The 15,782-nt window shown below is 69.2% G+C and carries 13 protein-coding genes; 8 read left to right on the top strand and 5 right to left on the bottom strand.

Features of this window, described 5'->3' with window-relative positions:
* Positions 1–9 precede the first annotated feature (9 nt).
* From OHA03_RS41450 to OHA03_RS41440, 3 genes are all read right to left on the bottom strand, one after another.
* Entirely contained in the window at positions 10–552 is a 543-nt protein-coding gene (locus tag OHA03_RS41450; RefSeq protein WP_267009113.1) for an MOSC domain-containing protein, read from the bottom strand.
* Between the two features lie 35 nt (positions 553–587).
* A complete protein-coding gene (locus OHA03_RS41445; RefSeq protein WP_267009112.1) occupies positions 588–770 on the bottom strand; it encodes a hypothetical protein in 183 nt (60 codons plus the stop codon).
* 153 nt (positions 771–923) lie between these two features.
* Positions 924–2,039 (bottom strand): acyl-CoA desaturase, encoded by a 1,116-nt coding sequence (locus tag OHA03_RS41440; RefSeq protein ID WP_267009111.1) that lies wholly within the window; start codon positions 2,037–2,039, stop codon positions 924–926.
* A gap of 269 nt (positions 2,040–2,308) precedes the next feature.
* On the opposite strand from OHA03_RS41440, the gene OHA03_RS41435 reads away from it, so the two are divergent.
* The 8 genes from OHA03_RS41435 (at position 2,309) to OHA03_RS41400 (ending at position 14,018) form a co-directional block, all read left to right on the top strand.
* On the top strand, positions 2,309–5,224 hold the full coding sequence (locus OHA03_RS41435) for a DEAD/DEAH box helicase (RefSeq protein ID WP_267009110.1): 2,916 nt from the start codon (positions 2,309–2,311) through the stop codon (positions 5,222–5,224).
* On the top strand, positions 5,221–6,615 hold the full coding sequence (locus OHA03_RS41430; protein ID WP_267009109.1) for an SWF or SNF family helicase: 1,395 nt from the start codon (positions 5,221–5,223) through the stop codon (positions 6,613–6,615). The genes OHA03_RS41435 and OHA03_RS41430 overlap by 4 nt, the downstream gene beginning before the upstream one ends.
* A 117-nt stretch (positions 6,616–6,732) precedes the next feature.
* On the top strand, positions 6,733–7,686 hold the full coding sequence (locus OHA03_RS41425; RefSeq protein WP_267004077.1) for an IS481 family transposase: 954 nt from the start codon (positions 6,733–6,735) through the stop codon (positions 7,684–7,686).
* A 189-nt stretch (positions 7,687–7,875) separates the two neighbouring features.
* Positions 7,876–9,363, top strand: coding sequence for an APC family permease (locus OHA03_RS41420; protein WP_267009108.1), 1,488 nt, complete (start codon positions 7,876–7,878; stop codon positions 9,361–9,363).
* The gene (locus tag OHA03_RS41415; RefSeq protein ID WP_267009107.1) at positions 9,360–10,376 is read left to right on the top strand and encodes an acetamidase/formamidase family protein; all 1,017 of its coding nucleotides are present in this window, start codon (positions 9,360–9,362) and stop codon (positions 10,374–10,376) included. The genes OHA03_RS41420 and OHA03_RS41415 overlap by 4 nt, the downstream gene beginning before the upstream one ends.
* Before the next feature lie 33 nt (positions 10,377–10,409).
* The gene (locus tag OHA03_RS41410; RefSeq protein WP_267009106.1) at positions 10,410–11,003 is read left to right on the top strand and encodes an N-acetylmuramoyl-L-alanine amidase; all 594 of its coding nucleotides are present in this window, start codon (positions 10,410–10,412) and stop codon (positions 11,001–11,003) included.
* A 99-nt stretch (positions 11,004–11,102) separates the two neighbouring features.
* Positions 11,103–12,353, top strand: coding sequence for a GAF domain-containing protein (locus OHA03_RS41405; RefSeq protein ID WP_267009105.1), 1,251 nt, complete (start codon positions 11,103–11,105; stop codon positions 12,351–12,353).
* A gap of 141 nt (positions 12,354–12,494) precedes the next feature.
* Positions 12,495–14,018, top strand: a complete 1,524-nt coding sequence (locus OHA03_RS41400) for an aldehyde dehydrogenase family protein (protein WP_267009104.1) — start codon at positions 12,495–12,497, stop codon at positions 14,016–14,018.
* Positions 14,019–14,079: 61 nt separating this feature from the next.
* Here the strand turns inward: OHA03_RS41400 and xerC are convergent, their stop codons facing one another.
* Together xerC and OHA03_RS41390 are read right to left on the bottom strand one after the other, a co-directional pair.
* Positions 14,080–15,576, bottom strand: coding sequence for a tyrosine recombinase XerC (xerC, locus tag OHA03_RS41395; protein ID WP_267009103.1), 1,497 nt, complete (start codon positions 15,574–15,576; stop codon positions 14,080–14,082).
* The gene (locus OHA03_RS41390; RefSeq protein WP_239072398.1) at positions 15,567–15,764 is read right to left on the bottom strand and encodes an AlpA family transcriptional regulator; all 198 of its coding nucleotides are present in this window, start codon (positions 15,762–15,764) and stop codon (positions 15,567–15,569) included. Before OHA03_RS41390 ends, xerC begins: the two co-directional genes overlap by 10 nt.
* Positions 15,765–15,782 lie beyond the last annotated feature (18 nt).

The raw sequence follows: 15,782 nt of genomic DNA, 5'->3' as shown, positions 1-15,782 counted from the left end.
GCTCCCCCGCTACACGCGGTCCAGCGGCCGGTGCGGCTCGGCGGGCAGCTCCACCTTGACCGGATCGCCCGGCCGGACCGTTCCACCGGACGTGACGATGCCCATGATCCCGGCCTTGCGCACGATGTTGCCCGCCGCATCCCGACCGACGACCTGCTTCAGCAGGCCGTCCTGGAAATTGTCGATCTGCAGGCACGGGTTGCGCAGGCCGGTGACCTCGACGACGGCTTCGTCACCGAGGTGCAACAGCGTGCCGACGGGGAGGCCGAGGAGATCGATGCCACGCGTGGTGACGTTCTCCCCCAGATCCCCGGGAGCTACCTCGTAGCCTGCTTGACGCAGCTCCTCGAACAGCTCCTCGTGGATCAGATGGACCTGGCGCAGATTCGGCTGGGTGGGGTCCTGCGCAACGCGGGAACGGTGCTTGACCGTGACCCCCGCATGTACATCCCCCTCGACACCGAGTCCGGCCAGCAGGGTCACGCTGTCCCTGTTCGGCTTGGTGAAGGTGTAGGTGCCGTTGCTGCTCACCACGGTGACTGTCCCGCTCATGTACGGAGACCCCCCATCTCGACCCATCTGTCCTCTCAGCGACCTATTTCCTTGCGGGTGATCCTGCGGAGCCTGCGCCGCTGCGAGGGATCCAGCATCAGATAGGCCACCGCAGGCACTCCGATCAGCACCAACAGCGAAAGCCAGAATCCGATGAACGGCATCAGGACGACTGCCGCGACCACTCCCCCGATGGCGATCTTTGCGCTGTTCGACATCGTCCACTCCTCCTTCGCGGCGCAAGCCGCTTCTGCTGTGACAACGCCTGTGCGTGCCTGTCGGTTCCAGCTTGCACCTGCGGTCGTCCCGATGCGTTGCCCGAGCAGGTTGCCCGGGTCGGCTGCCCCGAGTGGGCTACTTGCTGAGCTGTCTCAACGAGGCGTCTCAGCGGGCTGCCTCAGCGGTTCGCCGACTTCGTGCATGTGCTGCAGCGCCTGACGGTAGGACTCGACCAGGCCGGTCTCCGCGTACGGCATGCCCAGCGACGCGCAGTGCGCTCGCACCAAGGGCTGCGCCCGGCGAAGGTGGGGGCGGGGCATGCTCGGGAACAGATGGTGTTCGATCTGGTAGTTGAGCCCGCCGAGGAACCAGTCGGTGAGGACGGCGCCGCGTACGTTGCGCGAGGTGAGGACCTGTCGCTGGAGATGCCCCCAGCGGTCGCCGTCGGGGTCGGGCATCTCCATGCCTTTGTGGTTGGGTGCGAAGGCCATGCCCAGGTGGAGTCCGAACAGCGCGTGATGCACGAGCGCGAAGACGACGGCCTTGCCCGGGGACATCACGGTGAGCAGCAGCGTCGCGTAGAGCCCGAGGTGGGTGACGAGGAGCAGCGCCGACAGGACACGCTCACGGGCGGGCTGCTGCCGCAGGTACTGGAAGCCGGAGATCTTGAGGGCGATGCCTTCGAGGAGCAGCATCGGGAAGAACAGCCGGGCCTGGTTACGGGTGAGCCGGCGGGCGAAGCCTTCGCGCTGGGCTGCCTGCTTCTGCGTCCAGACGAGGGCGCCGACGCCGACGTCCGGGTCCTTGTCGATGTGGTTGGGGTTGGCGTGGTGGCGTACGTGTTTGTCGTTCCACCAGGCCTCGTTCATGCCGAGGAGCAGGTTGGCGTGGACGAGACCGATGATCCGGCTCGCTCGGCGGTCGCCGGTTATCTGGGCGTGTCCGGCGTCGTGGCCGACGAAGGCGGTCCGGGACCAGAGGATCGCCAACGGCAGGGCGAGCAGCAGGGCCCACCAGGTGTTGCCGAGGAGTACCAGGCCGGTGAGCACGCCGCCCAGGGCGAGGAGGTTGCCGGCGATCACGGCCGCGTACCATCCGGTGCGCCGCTCCAGCAGTCCTTGCGCCTTCACGGCCCGCAGGAGCGGCGCGAAGTCACTCCCGCCGACACCTGCCGCGCGTCCCCCGACGCCCGTGCTTCCGTCGGCGCTGTCCGTACTTCCGGCACGGTCGCGGGGGCGGTCCGCGACGGTGACTGCGGCCTGGGGCATGGTGTCTCCGGTCTCTGGGCGGCAGGTGAAGCTGCTCCGACCTGTTGAAACGTACGGGCAGGCGTCCTGCGGCAACCATGGCGCCACCACCCGGGGTTTCGGGGGGTAGCCCCCTCCCAGGAGGGGGGTGCTGGCTACACCGGGCAGCCCGCAGGCGTCATCGAAGTGAGCTGGATCACGGCGATTCCGCTCCCGGACCGCGTCGCCGGTGGAGTACTCTCGGCGACCTTGGGCCCCCACTAGTCAAATTTGAGGAATCCGACATCGCTGTGCACAGGCTCCCTGCGGCAACCCTCGCCGAGATCTCCGCACTCTCCCGCTGCTCCGTCGTCTTCCTTCCCTCAGATCCCTCCCGTACCGGCCGGGTCGCCTTCTGGCATCCGGACGGCAGCAGCCCGCCCGATGCACCGGGGACCGTCGGGGATCTGACCGTCGTCGGAGCCGACACCCGTCCGTACGGTGTGCCGGCGCTGCTGCTGCCGGTGCGGGACGCGCTGCCCGTACTGACCCGCGCGCGGGCCGCGGCGCAGGCCTCGCCCTCGGCCGCGTTCTGGGGCGCGGCCGCCCTCCTCGCCCTGCAACTCGCTGCCCGTGGACTGCTGCTGCCGGGGCTGAGTGCCTCCGACCACGACGCGTGGCGGGCCGGTCCGCTGACCGCCGCCGACCTCGACAGGATCCGTGACCTCGCGGCTTCCATGCCGCCCACCGCCCATGCCGTACCGCTCGACGACGCTGTGGAGCCCGTGCTGCTGCCGGAGCCGGAGCGGCTGCTGCGCGCGTTCCTGGACGCGGTGGCCGACGGCCTGCCGCGCACGCCCGCCGCGGTGTTCGCCACCGGAAGTCCGGCCTTCGCCGTCGACGCTCCGCAGCGCCTGCCCGAGCGTCGGGCCTGGGCCGCCGATGTCGCGGCCGGGCACGACGCGGGTGTGCGGCTCTCGCTGCGTGTCGAGGTCACCGGTCTGACTCCTGCTCACGAGGACGCCGAGCGAGGTGCCGGGCCATCCTTCCGTGCCGTCCTGCAGATCCACAGCGTCAGCGATCCGGCAGTGGTCGCCGACGCCGCCGACGTCTGGGCAGGCACGGCGCCCACCGCTGCGGGGTTCGGTCCGCGCGCGCGGATGGACGCCCTCCTCGCCCTGCGCCGCGCCGCCCGGGCCTGGCCGCCGCTGGCTCCGCTGCTGTCGGCCGCCGTACCGGACTCCGTCGAGCCGGCCGACGAGGAGATCGCCGAACTGCTCGGCTCCGCCGCACGGTCGCTCGCCGCGACCGGGGTCCAGGTGCACTGGCCCAAGGAGCTCGCCCGCACGCTCACCGCACGCGCGGTGATCGGCCCGCCGGACGAGGGAGAGGCCGGGCACGCCGGCGACAGCAAAGGCGGCCGCGACGACAAGTCCTCGAACAGACAGTCCACGTCCGACGTCCCGTCGTTCCTGTCGGCCGACGCTCTGCTGGCGTTCAACTGGTGGTTCGCGCTCGCCGACCAGAAGCTCAGCCGCGCCGAACTGGACCGGCTGGCCGAGGCCGGCAGGCCGATTGTCCGGCTGCGCGACCAGTGGGTGCTCATCGACCCGGAGGCGGCGCGCCGCGCCCGTGAGACGCAGGACCGCAAGGTCACGCCGATCGATGCGCTCGGGGCCGTTCTGACCGGTTCCACCGAGATCGACGGCCGCCCGGTCGACGTGCAGGCGACCGGCTGGCTGGAACAACTGCGGTCGCGGGTCGCCGATCCTGAGTCCGGTACGCAGCAGACGGTCGGTCAGCCCTCCGCCCTCGTCGCGACGCTCCGCGACTATCAGCTGCGCGGACTGAACTGGCTCCACACCATGACCTCGCTCGGCCTCGGCGGCTGTCTCGCCGACGACATGGGCCTCGGTAAGACCATCACCCTCATCGCGCTGCATCTGCACCGTCAGAGCGTCGAGGAGGCCGCCGGACCGACCCTGGTGGTCTGCCCGACCTCACTGATGGGCAACTGGCAGCGGGAGATCGAGAGGTTCGCCCCCGGCACACCGGTACGTCGCTTCCACGGCACGTCCCGGAACCTGGAGGGACTGGCGGACGGCGAGTTCGTCCTCACCACGTACGGCACGATGCGGCTCGACGCGGCGAAGCTCGCCGCGGCCGGTTGGTCCATGGTGGTCGCCGACGAGGCGCAGCACGTGAAGAACCCGTACTCGGCGACCGCGCAGCAGCTGCGGACGATCGGTGCGCGGGCACGGGTGGCGCTCACCGGCACCCCCGTGGAGAACAACCTGTCCGAGCTGTGGGCGATCCTCGACTGGACAACGCCCGGGCTGCTCGGCCGCCTCGGCACGTTCCGTACCCGGTACGCGCGGGCGGTGGAGGGCGGCAACGACCCGGCGGCGGCCGAACGGCTCGCAGCCCTGGTACGGCCGTTCCTGCTGCGGCGGCGCAAGTCCGATCCCGGCATCGCCCCGGAGCTGCCGCCGAAGACGGAGACCGACCGCGCGGTCTCGCTGACGGCGGAGCAGACCGGTCTTTACGAGGCGGTGGTACGGGAGACCCTGGCCGAGATCTCCGGCGCCGACGGGTTCGCCCGGCGCGGCCTCGTGATGAAGCTGCTGACGGCGCTGAAGCAGATCTGCAACCACCCTGCGCAGTACCTCAAGGAGGAACGGCCGCGGATCGCGGACCGTTCGGGGAAGCTGGAGCTCCTCGACGAATTGCTCGACACCATTCTCGCGGAGGACGCGAGCGTGCTCGTGTTCACCCAGTACGTACAGATGGCGCGGCTGCTCGAACAGCATCTGGCGGCGCGCGGGGTACGCACCCAGTTTCTGCACGGCGGCACACCGATCGCCGAGCGCGAGGCCATGGTCGACCGGTTCCAGGCGGGCGAGACCCCGGTCTTCCTGCTGTCGCTGAAGGCGGCCGGTACGGGGCTCAACCTCACCCGGGCGGGCCACGTGGTGCACTTCGACCGCTGGTGGAACCCAGCAGTGGAGGCCCAGGCCACCGACCGTGCGTACCGCATCGGGCAGACCCAGCCGGTGCAGGTGCACCGGCTGATCGCCGAGGGGACGATCGAGGACCGGATCGCCGACATGCTGGCCCGCAAGCAGGGCCTCGCGGATGCGGTGCTGGGTTCCGGTGAGACGGCACTGACCGAGCTGACCGATGCGGAACTTGCCGATCTGGTGCAGCTACGAGGGGGCGCGCGATGAGCGACACGTACGGGACCGACGGATACACGAACCCTGGATACGAGCGCGAGGAGTACGACGGCGACGGATACGAGAGGGAGGGATGCGACCCCTTCGGCGGCGGAGCCGAGGTGGCGGCGCCGGGGCAGGAACGTACCTTCGCCGCACTGCCGCCCGCGCTGGGCCGCGGCTTCGCCGAAACCTGGTGGGGCCGGGCCTGGCTGAAGGCCCTCGAAGACACCGCGCTCGACGGCGAACAGGTCAAGAAGGGCCGCCGGTTCGCCCGCGAGGGAAGGGTCGGCGCGGTCTCCGTACGCCCAGGGCGGATCACCGCAGTCGTCCAGGCCCCGGACTCGACCCCGTACCGCAGTGATGTCCTGCTCCAGCAGCTGAGCGAGGAGGAGTGGGACCGCTTCCTGGACATGGCGGTCGACCGGGCCGGGCACATCGCCGCACTCCTCGACCGGGAGATGCCGCCGCATCTGGTGGAGGACGCGGCGGCGGCCGGGGTGGATCTGCTGCCCGGCATCGGCGATCTGGATCCGGAGTGCACCTGCGAGGCCTGGGACCACTGTCCGCACTCCGCCGCCCTCTGCTACCAGGTGGCGCGGCTGCTGGACCAGGACCCCTTCGTCCTGCTGCTGATGCGGGGCCGCGGCGAGCGGCAAGTACTCGACGATCTCCAGGCGCGGATCACGGCCCGGGCCGCGGAACGGCAACCGGCCGAGCCCTCCCGCGCGGAGGACCGGCGGGCGCGCGGCGTACGCGCGGACGAGGCATTCGCCGCTCAGGACATCCTGCCCCCGCTGCCCGCTCCGCCGCCGCTGCCCGCCGAGCCCGGTCCCCCGCCCTCGCTGGACACGGAGACCGAACCGGAGCCCGGCCTCGACCCGGCCGCCCTGGAAGTGCTGGCGGCCGACAGCGCCGTCCGGGCCTACCGGATGCTGGCGGAAGCCCTGTCGCCCGACCATGGACAGCAGCCCGTGCATACGGGGTTGACGCCGGAGCAGGATGCCGTTCGGCTGGTCGCCGACGCCCGTCCCGAGCCCTGGGTCATGACACGGCTGGCCGCCGGGTCGGGGCGGCAGCGGGCCGAGCTCGACGCGGCGGTGCGGGCCTGGGGTTACGGCGGGACCGCCGCACTCACCGTGTTCGACGAGGAGTGGGCACCGGATCCGGAGGCCCACGCCCGGGCCCTTGCCCGGCTCGCCGCGGCGTGGGACGACGGCGAGCGTCCGCAACTGCGGGCGGTGCGCAACCGGTGGACCGTGGCGGGCGGCGACGTACAACTGCGGTACGGGCGGGACGGGCGCTGGTGGCCGTACCGCAAGGAGCGCGGGCGATGGATTCCGGCGGGGCCGTCGGACGACGACCCGGCGGCGGCACTGTCGGAAGCGCTTGGCATGGGCTAGCTGTTCTGACCACGGAGGTTGGTGACGGATCCCACGGCTTGGGGATCTTGAACGAGTGAGGGCCTTCCGGGTTCGGTGTGGATTGCGACATCTCCACCGAACGATCAGAAGGCCCTCATGCCCCACCGTAATGCACCCTTGACCGAGACCGGACGTCTGCGTCTGGCCCGCTGCGTCGTCGAGGACGGCTGGCCGCTGCGGCGGGCCGCCGAACGCTTCCAGGTCTCGCCCACGACGGCCCAGCGGTGGGCCGCCCGTTACCGCGAGCTCGGCGAGGCCGGTATGGCCGACCTCTCCTCACGGCCGCACCACAGCCCGCGTCGGACCCCGACCCGCACCGAGCGGCGGATCATCAAAGTCCGGCTTCTGCGCCGCTGGGGACCGGCCCGTATCGCCTACCTGCTACGGCTGAATCCCGCGACCGTGCACCGTGTTCTCACCCGGTACGGCCTCGCCCGCCTGGCCCACCTGGACCGCGCCACCGGCCGGGTGATCCGCCGCTACGAACACGTCGCTCCCGGCGACCTCGTGCACGTCGACATCAAGAAACTCGGCAACATCCCCGACGGCGGCGGCCACAAGGTCCTCGGCCGGGCCGAGGGCCGAAAGAACCGGGCGAACGCCGGCATGAGCTTCCTGCACAACGCCGTCGACGACCACTCCCGACTCGCCTACAGCGAGATCCTCACCGACGAGAAGAAGGAAACCGCCGTCGGATTCTGGCAGCGAGCCCAGACCTTCTTCACCGCTGCCGGCATCACCGTCCAGCGGGTTCTCACTGACAACGGGTCCTGCTACAGGTCACACCTTTGGCGCAACTCCCTTGCCGAACAAGGCATTTCACACAAGCGCACTCGGCCCTACAGGCCCCAGACCAACGGGAAGGTGGAGCGGTTCAACCGCACTCTCCTCGACGAATGGGCCTACGCAAAGCTCTACCGCACCGAGAGCGAACGACGCGAGGCCTACCCCGCCTGGCTGCACACCTACAATCACCACCGCGGACACACCGCGCTCAAGGGCCAACCACCCGCCAGCCGCGTCCCCAACCTCACGGGTCAGTACACCTAGCCCCCCCGTCGGTGGGCCCCGCCCCACCGGGCACCGCACCCGACTCCCCCAACTCCCTTGCGCCCCACCGATTTTCGGCCGCCTGCCATCTTCCGCCATCCGCGCCGCGGTCGTACGGTGGGGCGCGCGAGACGCTCGGCCGTACATCGGACAACGCATTCCGGTCAACGGACAAGAGGGAGTCACAGAGTGTCGGGGGAATCGGAAACCACACTGCTGCGCGATGCCGTCGGGCTGCGCGAAGTTCTCTTCCAGAGCATCACGGCGATGGCGCCCGCCGCCGCAATCGCCGCGTCCATCCCGTCCGGGGCCGCGTTCGCCGGCGGCAGTCTGCCGCTCTCCGTGCTGGTGGCGCTGGTGGCCTGTCTGTTCACCGCTTCGTGCGTCGCGGAGCTGGCCCGCCACCTGCCGGCGGCCGGTTCGGTCGCCACATACTCCGCACAGGGCCTGCATCCGACCGTCGGCTTCCTGGTGGGCTGGGGCTATGTCTTCGTCGAGGCGCTGGTGCCCGCACTGCTGCTGCTCCAGCTCGGGTTCACGACGGCTGGCACCCTGCACCAGGAGTGGTCGTCGTACCCGGCGGACCTGTGGTGGCCGTGGTCGCTGCTGGGTGCGGTCGTCATCGCGCTCGCCGGCTACTTCGGGGTTCGGGCATCCGCCCGCTTCGGGACCGTACTCGGCATCTTCGAGGTGCTGGTATTCGTCGCCTTCGCGGTGCTGCTGATCGGGCAGGCCGGCTCGGACAACACCCTGTCGGTGTTCGGGACGTCGCACACCGCGGACGGCTTCAACGGCATCAGCGGGATCTTCGCGGGCTCCGTCTACACCGTGCTGGCGTTCGCGGGCTTCGAGGCCGCGGCGCCGCTCGCCGAGGAGACGAAGAACCCGCGGCGCACGATGCGCCGGGCGGTGCTCGGCGCCGCCCTGTCGATCGGCCTCGTGTACGTCCTCACCACATACGCCATGTCCGTCTACTTCGGGCCGGACAAATTCTCCGGATTCGGCGCTTCGGGGGCCGCGTCATGGGAAGGCATCGCCCGCGCCTCGTTCGGATTGTTCTGGGTGCTGCTCTTCCTCGCCGTCGTCAACTCGACCGTGGCCAACGCCAACGCGTGCGCGAACGTGTCGACGCGTACGGCCTTCGCACTGGGGCGCATCGGAGTGTTCCCGCAGGCGTTCGCCCGGCTCCATCCCCGCCGTCGCTCCCCCGTCACCGGAGTGGCCGCGCAGTTCGTGATCGCGGTCGGAGCGACGCTCGGGCTCGGCTTCGGCTATGACCCGGTGACCGCGTTCGTGCTGCTGGCCACCGTCATCGTGACCGTGATCATCGGTGTGTACATCGTCGTCAACCTGGCGTGCGCCGGGTACTTCCTGCGCCGGCGCCGCGAGGCGTTCAACCCCGTACTCCATCTTCTCTTCCCGGTACTGGGCATCGCGGCGTTCGTACCGGCACTGCTGACGGCCGCCGGCATCCCGGCCTTCGACTTCGTCTCGGAGCTCAGCGCCCCCGTCTCGTACGCCGGACCGATCGTCGGTATCTGGATGCTCATCGGCATCGTTGTGCTGCTGGTGCTGGTGCGCAGACATCCGGAGCGGGTGGCACAGACCGGACGGATCCATCTGGACGAGGCCCCGGAGGCCGTCGTCGACATCGAAGCAGGAGCAGAACAGCGATGAGCGACCCACGCATCCTGACGGTTCGCCCCAAGGAGGGCGAGTACGCATGGACCTTCGGCGGTGCGGCGCCGGTGGCCCGGATCGAGCCCGGTACCTTCCTCGATGTGTACACGGAGGACTGCTTCGCGGGCCGGGTGCGCTCCGAGAAGGACCTGGTCTCCGCCGTCTGCGAGTTCCCGTTCCTCAACCCGCAGACCGGTCCGTTCCATGTCGTGGGGGCGGAGCCGGGCGATACCGTCGCGGTGCACTTCGTGTCGATCGAACCGGCCAGGGACTGGGCGGCGTCCACGACCGTGCCGCTGTTCGGCGCCCTCACCTCCACCCATACGACGGCTTCGCTGCAGGCCCCGCTGCCCGAGGTGGTGTGGATGTGGCAGCTCGACCGGGCCCGCCGCACCTGTCTCTTCAGCGCCCGCGACAGCGACATCCAGGTGGAGCTGCCGATGGATCCGATGCACGGCACGGTCGGGGTGGCTCCGGCCAATCTGGAGGTGCGGTCCGCGCTGGTACCGGACGCACACGGCGGAAACATGGACACGCCCGAGATGCGGGCCGGCGTCACCTGCTATCTGGGGGTCAATGTCGAAGGTGCGCTGTTGAGTCTGGGCGATGGCCATGCCCGGCAGGGCGAGGGCGAGACCTGTGGGGTCGCGGTGGAGTGCGCGATGAACACGGTGGTGCTGGTCGAGCTGCTGAAGGGGGTCGCGACGCCGTGGCCGCGGATCGAGTCGGACACCCATCTGATCTCCACCGGCTCCGCACGCCCTCTCGAAGACGCCTTCCGTATTTCACAGTTGGACCTGGTGCAGTGGCTGGCACGCGACTACGGGCTCTCCGAGCTTGACGCCTATCAGCTGATCAGCCAGGCCGGTGAGGCTCCGTTGGCGAATGTCTGCGACACCAACTACACCTGTGTGGCGAAGATCCGCAAGAAATGGCTGCCTGCGGGCGATGCTCATGGTGGGCTGCACCGTCATCTGCGGGAGACCGCCGCACTACTGCCCACCGTCTGATCCCGGAACCCCCCTCCCCCCACAGGAGCGTTCATGCACCGCAGAAGGATCCTTCAGGGCGCCGCGGCGACGGCCGCCGCCGCTCTGCTCCCGGCGTCCACCCGCGCCATGGCCTCGTCCACCGCAGGTTCCACCGACTATCCGCTCGCACACTGGACGCCTGCCTCCATCGCCAACTACACGGCCTCGACGCGACCTTCGGCGTATCCGGTGCAGTACGTGATCATCCATGTCACGCAGGAGATTTTCTCGGACGCGATCGGGATCTTCCAGAATCCGGCGAAGCAGGTATCCGCCCACTATGTGGTGCGTTCGGCCGACGGGTACATCGCACAGTGCGTCCGGGAACAGGACATCGCCTGGCACGCGGGCAATTGGGACTACAACACCTGCAGTGTCGGCATCGAGCACGAGGGCTGGGTGGACCAGCCGGCGTACTTCACCAACGCCCTGTATGAGCAGTCGGCGCTGCTGACCGCGTCGGTCTGCGACCGCTACGGCATCCCCAAGGACCGTGCGCACATCCTCGGACACGCCGAGGTACCGGGCACCGATCACACCGATCCCGGACCCAACTGGGACTGGGTGCGCTACATCCGCCTCGTCAACCTCTTCAGCGCCGGCTGAACCGTAGTCCCGTGTGACTACTCTCCGCACCGAGGTTGTCGCAGAGCCCGGCTGCGACGACGATGGGGGTGCAGGACACCTCTTGGACGGGAGGGTGATTTGACGGACCCCTGGGTGGCCCTGACCGCCGATACGGACCTCGTCGAACGGCTCGGCGAACTGCGTCACGCACATGAGGTGTTCACCACCGCGGGTCGGCTGGAGCTGCCGGTACGATCCGTGGTCGGCGAGTCGTGGCGGCGCTCCGCCCGGGCCCGGGTCAGTCCGGACGGTGCGGCCCAGGTCGAGCTGGGCGCGGACGAGCTCGGACCGTACCGGGAGGGACATCCGCTGGCCCGCGCCATGCCGGTGATCCGTGAACTGATGAGTGCGTACGCCACGGACGGAGAGCATCTCCTCGCGGTGTGCGACGCGCACGGCAGGCTGCTCTGGGTCGAAGGACACGAGACGACACGGCGACGCGCAGGGCGGATGAACTTCGTGGAAGGCGCCCGCTGGTCCGAGTCCGTGGCGGGGACGAACGCACCGGGGACAGCGATCGCCGTGGACCGGCCGGTGCAGGTGTTCGCCGCCGAGCACTTCCTGCGTCCGGTGCAGCAGTGGACCTGCGCCGCGGCGCCACTCCACGATCCGCGCACAGGGCGGGTGCTGGGCGCCGTCGACATCACGGGCGGAAACCGGCTCGCGCACCCGCACAGTCTGGCGTTCGTCCAGGCGGTGGCGCGCGCGGCCGAGTCCCAGCTCGCTCTGCTCGCACCCTCGCCCGCCCCCGAGTCCGTACAGCTCAGCGCGCTCGGCCGGGACGAGGCACTGCTCGTCGCAGGCGGCCGCAAGATCCGGCTCAGCAGGCGGCACAGCGAGATACTGGTGACGCTGGCCCGCCACCCGGAGGGCCTGGGCGGCGACGAACTTCTCATCGAGCTGTACGAGGACGAGTCGGTGACCCCGGTGACGCTGCGGGCCGAACTCTCCCGGCTGCGAAGGCTCCTCGGCCCCGAACTCCTGCTCTCCCGCCCGTACCGGTTCGCCGCCCCGGTCGACGCCGACTTCGACACCGTGGCGCGCAGGCTCGCCTCCGGTGCGGTGGCGGCGGCGCTCAGCGCGTACGCAGGGCCGCTGCTGCCCGGTTCACAGGCCCCCTCCGTCGCCCGGCTGAGGCGCCGGCTCGACGATCAGCTGCGGGCCTCACTGATCGCGCGCGGTGACCCGGGGCTGCTGGCGGACTGGGCGTACAGCCCGTGGGGCGAGGAAGACCTCCCGGTGTGGCAGGCGCTGGCCGCGGCGGCCCCGCCCGGGCAGCGGCCGGCGCTGCTGGCCCGGGCGCGTGAGCTCGACACCGAACAGCGCTAGAGCTGCCCGGCGAACCGGGGCCGGGACGGCGACGCCCAGCACGACCGCGCCGCGCGCAACGGGCTTGCAACGTTGCGCTGCCTAGCCTCACGCCGAGGGCCGTCCAACGGCGGGCGGCACCGGATCCGGGAGGCCACAGAGATGACCCGTTACGCTGCGCCGGGCACCGAGGGCGCCATCGTCTCGTACGAGTCCCGCTACGACCACTGGATCGGCGGTGCTTACGTCCCGCCGACCCGCGGCCAGTACTTCGAGAACCCGAGCCCCGTCAACGGCCGCTCGTTCACCGAGATCGCCCGCGGCACCGCCGAGGACATCGAACTCGCGCTGGACGCGGCACACGCCGCTGCCCCCGCCTGGGGAGCCACGGCTGCCGGCGAGCGTGCGTCGGTTCTCAACCGGATCGCCGACCGGATGGAGGCGCATCTGGAGGAGCTGGCGGTCGCCGAGAGCTGGGACAACGGCAAGCCGGTGCGGGAGACGCTGGCCGCCGACATCCCGCTCGCCATCGACCACTTCCGGTACTTCGCTGGTGCGCTGCGGGCCCAGGAGGGCTCGCTCAGCGAGATCGACGACGACACCGTGGCGTACCACTTCCACGAACCGCTCGGTGTGGTCGCTCAGATCATTCCGTGGAACTTCCCGATCCTGATGGCGACCTGGAAGCTGGCCCCGGCGCTCGCCGCGGGCAACGCGGTGGTCCTCAAGCCGGCCGAGCAGACCCCGGCCTCCATTCATATGTGGCTGAGCCTGGTCGCCGATCTGCTGCCGCCGGGTGTCGTCAACATCGTCAACGGGTTCGGCGCGGAGGCAGGCAAGCCGCTCGCCTCCAGCCCGCGGGTCGCGAAGATCGCCTTCACCGGCGAGACCACGACCGGGCGGCTGATCATGCAGTACGCCTCCGAGAACATCAAGCCGGTGACGTTGGAGCTGGGTGGCAAGTCGCCGAACATCTTCTTCGACGACGTCTGGTCGGAGAACGACGACTTCCGCGACAAGGCCCTCGAAGGGTTCACGATGTTCGCCCTCAACCAGGGCGAGGTGTGCACCTGTCCGTCGCGTGCGCTGATCCAGCGCGGGCACTACAGCGAGTTCCTGGAAGCAGGCATCGCCCGCACCGAGAAGATCGTGCCGGGCCACCCGCTGGACACGGACACCATGATCGGCGCGCAGGCCTCCAACGACCAGCTGCAGAAGATCCTTTCCTATCTGGACATCGGCCAGCAGGAGGGTGCAAAGGTGCTGTCGGGCGGTCAGAAGGTCGAGTACGACGGCGAGCTGGCGGGCGGCTACTACGTCCAGCCGACCATTTTCGAGGGCGACAACCGGATGCGGGTCTTCCAGGAGGAGATCTTCGGCCCGGTCGTCGCGGTGACGTCCTTCTCGGACTTCGACGACGCGATCAGCACGGCGAACGACACGCTGTACGGCCTCGGGGCAGGCGTCTGGACCCGGGACATCAACACCGCGTACCGGGCGGGCCGCGCGATCCAGGCAGGCCGGGTCTGGACGAACTGCTACCACGCCTACCCCGCGCATGCGGCCTTCGGCGGCTACAAGCAGTCCGGGATCGGCAGGGAGAACCACAAGATGATGCTGGAGCACTACCAGCAGACGAAGAACCTCCTGGTGTCGTACTCGCCGAAGAAGCTGGGCTTCTTCTAGGCACAGAAAAAGGGCGCCTGACCAGGGCAGATGCCCGGCAGGCGCCCTTCTCGGCGCACATCTAAGCAGCGAGTCGAAACACGCCCTTACTCCCGATATCTCCCACCCGTATCCCAGCTCTGACCAGCAGTTCCGGGGCATTTCCGGGCCAAGGTCCCGCTAAGGCGCTCTCCGCATCGTCATCGTCCGTCGCCTCCTCCCATCGCCGCATGGAGTCTTCGATCAGGGTGTTGGCGTGGTTCCGCGCATCAGCCAGGAACTTGGCGTAGTAGCGGAAGAGGACCTGGATGCTCTGCCCAGCCCGACGCGCACACTCTGCGGGGTCGACGCCGGAGGCCAACCAGAAGGAGATGCCGGCGTGGCGCAGGTCGTAGGGACGCTTCGCCAGGTCAAGGGCGTGCTCGTCAAGCGTAAGAACAGCCTCACGCGCTCGCCCCCAGGTGATGCCGTACGCCGAGGCGTCGATGTAGTTCCCCTCTGCGTTGTGGAACAGGCGTCCGTCGGGTGCAACGCCGAAGCTTCCTATGTGTTCGCGCAACATGCGGACGAGCACTGGAGGAATCGGCACCGGGCGTGTCGCCTTGACTGCCCGCCGCTTCAGGGAGTGGATCTCGTGGACGGCGCCGTCATCCGTCCACTCCTTACCGGCAGTCACGACGCCGCCCTTCAGGTTCAGAAGGCCCCAGCCACTCGCCGGCAGACGGCACTGGGATTTCTGTAGATGGATCACCTCGGCTGGGCGCATGGCGGCGTAGTACATGCAGCCGAAGAAGGCGTACAGATGAGGGCCACGGCCGGGTAGGGCTCTGACTGCGGCTAGCAGTCGGGCAACCTGAGCCGGGTTCGGCACGCAGTCGGGATCGACTTCATCGGCGACTTCCGGCGCCGTCCAGCGAAGACCGATCAGCGGGTTCTGCGCGAAGTATCCGCGTTCAACGGCTACACCAAACACCTCGTTGACCGCAGCCTTCTTTCGCTTCACGGTCTTCGCGGCAGCGGCCGTTCCATCGACCTTCCGACAGAGTGCGTCGAGGCCACGCCGCAGCACTTGGGGATCATCCAACTCACCTACAGGCAGAGAGTGGCGCTGCAGCCAGTCCAATGCCGCCTGCCACTCTTCTGACGCATCGACCTTCCAGGCGTTCTTGTTGAAGGCCCAGGAGTAGAGCGCTCGCCGCAGCACGCGGGGCGCCCGGTAGCTGGCTCCTGGTTCAACGAAGGCTGGCGTGATGGTCGCCAAGGCATCTGCCAGCGTGCGTCGCGTGTTCCCTGGTGTTCGGTCCCACCGTTGCTCGATGTACTCCCGGGCCAGGACGTACCAAGTGGTCCGCTGCTTCAGGGCCCGAAGTTCGGAGGCTGGCAGACCCGTCCGGGCATCGAAGGGTTCGCCGTCGCGAGCGGCGGTCATGAGCTTGGCGCGACGGCTCTCCGCCAGCCCCTTGGTGAGGAAGGACTCGGACTTTTCACGCCCGTTGACCGTCCAACGGACCTCAAATCCCTTCCGGCGGTCGGGCCGCTCGCGAATGTCCCAGAACCGGACCTTGTAACTCATCGCCATTCAGGCGTATCCCTTTCGCATGCCTCCCACCACGCATCCAAGTCAGCGCGGCGACAGCGCAGTTCACCATTGGGTAGCTTGATCATTCGGGGTGCCTGGCCGCGAGCGCGTAGGCGGTAGAAGGCCGATTGACTCATCCGGATTTCCGCTAGAACCTCGGCGAGCTTGAGCGCAGGTGGACGAGCCATTGATGTTTCCTCGGGAAT

Origin of the sequence: Streptomyces sp. NBC_00154 (genome assembly GCF_026342835.1) — a bacterium.
In the GTDB taxonomy this organism is placed as follows: domain Bacteria; phylum Actinomycetota; class Actinomycetes; order Streptomycetales; family Streptomycetaceae; genus Streptomyces.
This window is presented reverse-complemented; position numbering and strand designations above follow the sequence as displayed.

Bases quoted from the DNA above. Each gene is read 5' to 3' on its own strand.
- OHA03_RS41450 (WP_267009113.1), bottom strand. From the start codon at position 552: ATGAGCGGGACAGTCACCGTGGTGAGCAGCAACGGCACCTACACCTTC.
- OHA03_RS41445 (WP_267009112.1), bottom strand. From the start codon at position 770: ATGTCGAACAGCGCAAAGATCGCCATCGGGGGAGTGGTCGCGGCAGTC.
- OHA03_RS41440 (WP_267009111.1), bottom strand. From the start codon at position 2,039: ATGCCCCAGGCCGCAGTCACCGTCGCGGACCGCCCCCGCGACCGTGCC.
- OHA03_RS41430 (WP_267009109.1), top strand. From the start codon at position 5,221: ATGAGCGACACGTACGGGACCGACGGATACACGAACCCTGGATACGAG.
- OHA03_RS41425 (WP_267004077.1), top strand. From the start codon at position 6,733: ATGCCCCACCGTAATGCACCCTTGACCGAGACCGGACGTCTGCGTCTG.
- OHA03_RS41415 (WP_267009107.1), top strand. From the start codon at position 9,360: ATGAGCGACCCACGCATCCTGACGGTTCGCCCCAAGGAGGGCGAGTAC.
- OHA03_RS41410 (WP_267009106.1), top strand. From the start codon at position 10,410: ATGCACCGCAGAAGGATCCTTCAGGGCGCCGCGGCGACGGCCGCCGCC.
- OHA03_RS41400 (WP_267009104.1), top strand. From the start codon at position 12,495: ATGACCCGTTACGCTGCGCCGGGCACCGAGGGCGCCATCGTCTCGTAC.
- xerC (WP_267009103.1), bottom strand. From the start codon at position 15,576: ATGGCGATGAGTTACAAGGTCCGGTTCTGGGACATTCGCGAGCGGCCC.
- OHA03_RS41390 (WP_239072398.1), bottom strand. From the start codon at position 15,764: ATGGCTCGTCCACCTGCGCTCAAGCTCGCCGAGGTTCTAGCGGAAATC.